The 5,506-nt window shown below is 28.8% G+C and carries 9 protein-coding genes and 1 pseudogene; all 10 read left to right on the forward strand.

Features of this window, described 5'->3' with window-relative positions; translation table 11 throughout:
* The first annotated feature begins 330 nt into the window (after positions 1–330).
* Positions 331–528 carry an SEC-C metal-binding domain-containing protein gene (locus B2671_RS11815; protein WP_346870605.1) on the forward strand — a complete coding sequence of 66 codons (198 nt, stop codon included), beginning with the start codon at positions 331–333 and terminating at the stop codon, positions 526–528.
* A 503-nt stretch (positions 529–1,031) separates the two neighbouring features.
* Positions 1,032–1,766, forward strand: a complete 735-nt coding sequence (locus tag B2671_RS11820) for an MBL fold metallo-hydrolase (RefSeq protein WP_346870606.1) — start codon at positions 1,032–1,034, stop codon at positions 1,764–1,766.
* A gap of 92 nt (positions 1,767–1,858) precedes the next feature.
* Positions 1,859–2,326 carry a hypothetical protein gene (locus tag B2671_RS11825; RefSeq protein WP_346870607.1) on the forward strand — a complete coding sequence of 156 codons (468 nt, stop codon included), beginning with the start codon at positions 1,859–1,861 and terminating at the stop codon, positions 2,324–2,326.
* A 33-nt stretch (positions 2,327–2,359) separates the two neighbouring features.
* Positions 2,360–2,923, forward strand: coding sequence for a GNAT family protein (locus tag B2671_RS11830; protein ID WP_346870608.1), 564 nt, complete (start codon positions 2,360–2,362; stop codon positions 2,921–2,923).
* A 36-nt stretch (positions 2,924–2,959) separates the two neighbouring features.
* Positions 2,960–3,487 (forward strand): GNAT family N-acetyltransferase, encoded by a 528-nt coding sequence (locus B2671_RS11835; RefSeq protein WP_346867946.1) that lies wholly within the window; start codon positions 2,960–2,962, stop codon positions 3,485–3,487.
* A 54-nt stretch (positions 3,488–3,541) separates the two neighbouring features.
* Positions 3,542–3,886 carry a DUF1801 domain-containing protein gene (locus B2671_RS11840; protein ID WP_346870609.1) on the forward strand — a complete coding sequence of 115 codons (345 nt, stop codon included), beginning with the start codon at positions 3,542–3,544 and terminating at the stop codon, positions 3,884–3,886.
* A 61-nt stretch (positions 3,887–3,947) separates the two neighbouring features.
* A complete protein-coding gene (locus B2671_RS11845) occupies positions 3,948–4,157 on the forward strand; it encodes a hypothetical protein (protein ID WP_346870610.1) in 210 nt (69 codons plus the stop codon).
* A gap of 231 nt (positions 4,158–4,388) precedes the next feature.
* Entirely contained in the window at positions 4,389–4,565 is a 177-nt protein-coding gene (locus B2671_RS11850; RefSeq protein WP_346870611.1) for a hypothetical protein, read from the forward strand.
* Between the two features lie 74 nt (positions 4,566–4,639).
* Positions 4,640–5,119 (forward strand): GNAT family N-acetyltransferase, encoded by a 480-nt coding sequence (locus tag B2671_RS11855; RefSeq protein ID WP_346870612.1) that lies wholly within the window; start codon positions 4,640–4,642, stop codon positions 5,117–5,119.
* 159 nt (positions 5,120–5,278) lie between these two features.
* Positions 5,279–5,506 (forward strand): annotated as a pseudogene (locus tag B2671_RS11860) (hypothetical protein); the annotation flags it as partial.

A 5,506-nucleotide genomic window follows, 5' to 3' on the forward strand; every position in this document is an offset into this window, starting at 1 on the left:
TATGGGAGAAAAAACTTGTGCTGAGTATATCTATGAAGATAGTTTTGGATTAAATGGTTTTTTATGCGATATACAGGAGTTGGAAGCTCTAAAATTACAAGGATTAACAAATGACTACAAACAACTTACAAAAACAGAGTTGTTTAAGGCTAGTAGAAGAGATTACATAGGTGATAAAAATAACTATAAAAAATTTATAAAAGTTATTAAGGATAACTATGATATACCAGGAGATGGCATAGAACAATTACTGGAGTTTACATATGAAACATATCAATTAGAAGGTAANNAATTAAGAAGGTTCTTGATAATCTTTCTGTACCAGAATTTTTGGAAAGCGAAATAATTAATGCAATAGATGAGGTTTGTAGGAAAATCCCAGCTTGGAAATATAATGGGTATACAGAAACAGAGAAAAATAATTCTAATAGAGTTAACACAGAAAAGGTAAGAGTTGGAAGAAACGATCCTTGCCCATGTGGAAGTGGTAAAAAGTATAAAAAATGCTGTGAATCTAAGGGATTATAACTTGGTTAGGAAAGCCTTAGATTTATAAAGTTAAATTTAAATAGTATATATAAGTAAATAAACTTCAGAGGAGATAGTACGCTTCTGAAGTTTATTTTTTTGATTTGTTCATAAGAGAAATAGGTTTATATTTACTACATCCATGTAAAATATAGTATAACTTTATAAAAAGAGGAATATTAAAGTTTTTAGCGTATATATAAAAGATGGTAAAAATGTGCTATTAAAATAAAGGATATGGAAAAGCATTGTTAAGCTATGCTGTTAATAGATTGTTAGATAAAGGATATACAACAGTGGCACTTTGGGTAGTTGAAGGAAATTAAGCAAGGTTTCTATATGAAAAGGTAGGTTTTATAAAAGACCGTGTACATGAATTTGTTGTTAAAGGTATAAAGTAGAAAAGAGCGTAATTCATAATTAATCTATTAAATTTCATTTAAAATTACTATTATAAAAAAATTGGTTAAAATGATTATATTAAAATAGTATGGAGGAAAAGTATGAAACTATCAAATAAATGTTATTGTCTAACAGGTTTATCCCATGCTGATTGTTTTTCTGTTAACGCAGGATTTATTATAGGAAAAAAGGAGACTATTATTATTGATTCTGGATTTACTAAAGAGTCAGCTCAGACTATTTTAGGATACGCTAACGCGGTTGCTCCAGAGAATAAAGTATCTTATCTTATTAACTTAGAAGGTCATTATGATCATATATTTGGTAATTCTTTTTTCAAATCTAAAGGAGTAAAAATATTAGCCCGTGAGGGAGTAAGTCTAAAACAAGAGGAGATAGATAGTTATATAGAGGAATGCAATAATGAAATTATAATTGAAAGAAGAAGAAAAAATAAAGAGGCTTATTTATATTTTGAAGGGGTTAAGTCTTTTGAAACAGATATAAAAATTAAGGGAGATACAGAATTAGAAATTGAAGGTGTTAATCTTAAAATATATATAGCCAATGGGCATACAGATAAGAATATAATGGTCTATGAACCAATGGACAAGGTTATATATGTTGCTGATACTATATATTCAGATTTTTTACCTACATTAGCTTTTGGAAATAAAGAATTAAGGCTTGATTGGCTAAAAACATTAAAGTTAATTGAAGATTTAGAACCTGAAATTCTTGTTCCAGGACATGGAAGAGTACTATATAGAGAAGAAATATATAAGGAAATATCAAGGCATAGAGAAATAATACTTAAAAGAATAAATAATCAGTAAAATATAAAGTTTTAGATAGATTTAAAAATGGATAAAGAAAAAACAATATAAGTAAAAATTTATTAAAAAATAATGTTTGGAGAAGATATATTATGGATAGTTGGAAGAGTGATAGAATCGGTTCTGCAGAAAGAGGTAAAAATCCTACAGTAATGGTAAAAATGAAAAGTGGCTTTGCTGTTATAGGAGATAATCAATTTCTGCCTGGATATTGTGTTCTTCTTGGATATCCGAGAGCGAGTTCATTAAATGAATTATCTCTAGAAGAAAGAACTCAATATTTAACTGATATGACATTAATAGGAGACGCCATTATAAAAACATGTAATCCATTAAGAATTAATTACTCTATTTTGATGAATTTAGATCACTATTTACATGCGCATATTGAAGCTCGTTATGATTGGGAACCTGAAGAGAATAAGTGCAGACCATCTTATTTTTATCCAAAGGAACAAAGATATGGTAGTCAGTATGAATATTCAGATGAAAAATATGGAGATTTAAAAACAAATATAACAGAGAATTTGTTGGAATTAATGAAGGAGATTGATTACTAGATGTATGAAAAATATTTTAGTGAGGTGTAGAACGTGATTGATTACAATGAAATTTTAAGAGAAAATTTAATGTTAAAATCAAAGAGGTTAATTTTAAGACCATTCACTATGGATGATATAGATGATGTTTTTTTATATGCCAGTGATGATGTTGTAACAAAATATTTAACATGGCCTTCATATAAGGATATATCAGAAATAGTGGACGTTGTGAAAACATACTATATTGATAAAAGTGGAGTTTTTGCAATTGAATTAGAAGAAGAAGAAAAATGTATTGGATGCATTGATTTAAGACTATATATTGAAGATAATAAAGCGAGTTTTGGTTATGCTTTGAATAGAGGTTATTGGAATAAGGGTTATATGTCAGAGGCTTTAAATCTAATATTAGACTTTTCTTTTTCAAAACTAGAATTGAATCGTGTTGAAGCTACGCACTACATAGGAAATGAGGGCTCTGGTCGTGTTATGCAAAAATGTGGTATGAGATATGAAGGAACTGGCATACAGGAAGTAAAAGTAAAAGGTATTTTCTATGATGTTGTTCACTATGCAATTTTGAGAGAAGAATGGTTAATTGGATATAGTGACTAATGAAGATAAATTTAAGTTAATTGGAGGGGTACATATATGGATATAGTTTTTGAACTAGGACAAGCTGATGATTTTGATGAGTTAGAACAGCTTTATAACGATTTAAATGACCATTTAGCAGAAGGAGTAAACTATCCTGGATGGAAAAAAGGGATATATCCTGTACGGCAAAATGCAATTGATGGAGTTAAACATGGAAATCTTTATGTAGCAAAGCATAATAATAAAATAGTTGGTTCTATTATTTTAAGCCATGAGCCTGAACCTGCATATTATAATGCAGAATGGGGATTTAAGTCTGATTATTCAGATGTTTTTGTAGTATATACATTTGTAGTACACCCAAAGTTTTTGAAATGTGGTGTAGGTAAAGCGTTAATGGATTTTGCTATTGAGCATAGTATTAAGTCACAGGTTAAATCAATTAGATTGGATGTCTATGAAGGTAATATACCTGCAATTAAGCTATATGAAAAATGTGGTTTTAAATATATTGATACCGTTGACTTAGGGCTTGGAAACTATGGGTTGAATTGGTTTAGATTATATGAAAAATTACTTTGACAGTCTGAGTATACTCTATAGTTAAATTATTAAGTATAAAAGTGGGAGGAAATTATGGGGATTAAATGTAAAGAAGTTTCAGATTATTTTGCAAGTTATGGAGTGGAAAAAGAAAAACGATTGGAGTCCATTAGAAATATAATTCACGATATAGTTCCTGCTATAAAGGAAAAAATGTGGACTAAAGTTCCATGTTTCTATATAGATAGAACAACTATTGTTATTCGCGTATTCAATGATCATATAAATATTTTTGTAGATGAAGTATTTCAATATAAAGATGAGTTATTAGAATATAAAATTACACCAAAAGGCGCACTACAAGTATTTGATAAACAAGCAATACCATTTGAAACTTTATCAAAGATATTTAGGGCTTGCTTCACAAGTATGTATTAGGATTCCTATAACTGCCCATCACACCTTATATGATTGTTTGGCTTGTCAGCATATTTGTCCAATGAATTCGGAGCAAAAAGAGAAAATAATTGAAGATATATTTTTTACAGAAGAAGAAACCAATATGTTATTAGAAGGAAAATCCATTGATTCTTTTTCAGCGGACTTTAAGTCGAAAGTGTATATGCTAGGGATTGATCAATGGTATGAAGCAATTCCAAGAAATTTGAAAGTTTTAAAGGCAAGATTTAGATGTTTATTTATCACGTAGACGATTAGGTTATTTAGAAGCGTTGAATTCAATTAAACCAAACTCTGATTTTGTAATAGATGGTTCCTTATCAGTAGAGGCTATAGTAAATCAGGTTTATGAAGTAATAATTATTAGAGGGTAGAGAATTTAAAGTGGGTAGGTGAAATTTTCTTTCCTTGGGGAGATAAACCATGTCATCAAATTAACTTATTTTATAAAGTTACTTTAACTGAAGATACACAAATTCCATTGAATGGAGAATTTTATGGGATTGAAAAAATAGATAATGGCTCATTTAAACTTGAGTTTTCATGGGTATATTTGAAAGATATTTTAACTGTTGAGCTATATCCTACAAATGCCAAAGAGTTACTATTAAATAATTCAAAGCAAATAAAGCATTTTATTTATCGTGAAGAACTATAGATAATGGGCGCAAATTATATATAACTTAAATCAAATTATAACTTAGTATATAAGGATAAGAAAGGAAGATTTTTATGAATTTGCATGTAAGAGAAGCAATTATAAGCGATTATATTGAGATCAATAATCTTGTTAAAGAAGTACATAATTTACATGTTGAAAATAGACCGGATGTTTATATGAATACTGATACTCCTTTGACAAAAGAAGATTTTTATGAGTTATTAAGCACCAGTGACACAAAGGTATTTGTAGTAGAAGATATTAATAAAGAGTTAGTAGCATATAGCATTGTGAAAATTATGGCCCATAGAAGTATTCAGATTCTTAGAACAATGACAGTTGCTTATATAGATGATTTTTGTGTTAAAGCTAGTAAGCAAAAGAATGGTATTGGAAGATTGCTTTTTGATTATGTTGTAAGTTATGCAAAATCAGAAGGAGCTTTATCTTTACAGTTGATTGTATGGGAGTTTAATAAAGATGCTATTAAATTCTATGAATCATTGGGAATGTCAGTAAGAAATAGAAGAATGGAATTAAACTTGGGTTAATATAAATATAAAAAATATAATTTAAAGATAGGTACTGAGAGAAATAAATCCCTTAGTACCTTATTGTTTTTTTATGAACATTTATTATTATAGGTGAGTATAATAATAATGAATCTAATAGAAATAAAATTTCATATAGATAATAGGGGGAAATCATTTATGTCAGAATATTACAATGATGAAAATATCAATCAAATAAATTATACAAATCAAGGTTTAAATATAGACAATAGTGATTATAGTAATGATTCAAGCTATTGTCCAGAGTATCAATATAATTGCTCACAATGTCCTTATTACAATCAATGCCAACAACAGTGTTGCTGCTGTATTGGCCCAACAGGACCACAAGGTCCAAGAGGATGTATGGGACCACAAGGCCCAACA

This window comes from Clostridium sp. UBA5119 (assembly GCF_002414285.1).
Taxonomy (GTDB): domain Bacteria; phylum Bacillota; class Clostridia; order Clostridiales; family Clostridiaceae; genus Clostridium_J; species Clostridium_J sulfidigenes.

Excerpts from the sequence above, each read along its gene's own strand:
- B2671_RS11820 (WP_346870606.1), top strand. The coding sequence starts at position 1,032 with ATGAAACTATCAAATAAATGTTATTGTCTAACAGGTTTATCCCATGCT.
- B2671_RS11825 (WP_346870607.1), top strand. The coding sequence starts at position 1,859 with ATGGATAGTTGGAAGAGTGATAGAATCGGTTCTGCAGAAAGAGGTAAA.
- B2671_RS11835 (WP_346867946.1), top strand. The coding sequence starts at position 2,960 with ATGGATATAGTTTTTGAACTAGGACAAGCTGATGATTTTGATGAGTTA.
- B2671_RS11840 (WP_346870609.1), top strand. The coding sequence starts at position 3,542 with ATGGGGATTAAATGTAAAGAAGTTTCAGATTATTTTGCAAGTTATGGA.
- B2671_RS11845 (WP_346870610.1), top strand. The coding sequence starts at position 3,948 with ATGAATTCGGAGCAAAAAGAGAAAATAATTGAAGATATATTTTTTACA.
- B2671_RS11855 (WP_346870612.1), top strand. The coding sequence starts at position 4,640 with ATGAATTTGCATGTAAGAGAAGCAATTATAAGCGATTATATTGAGATC.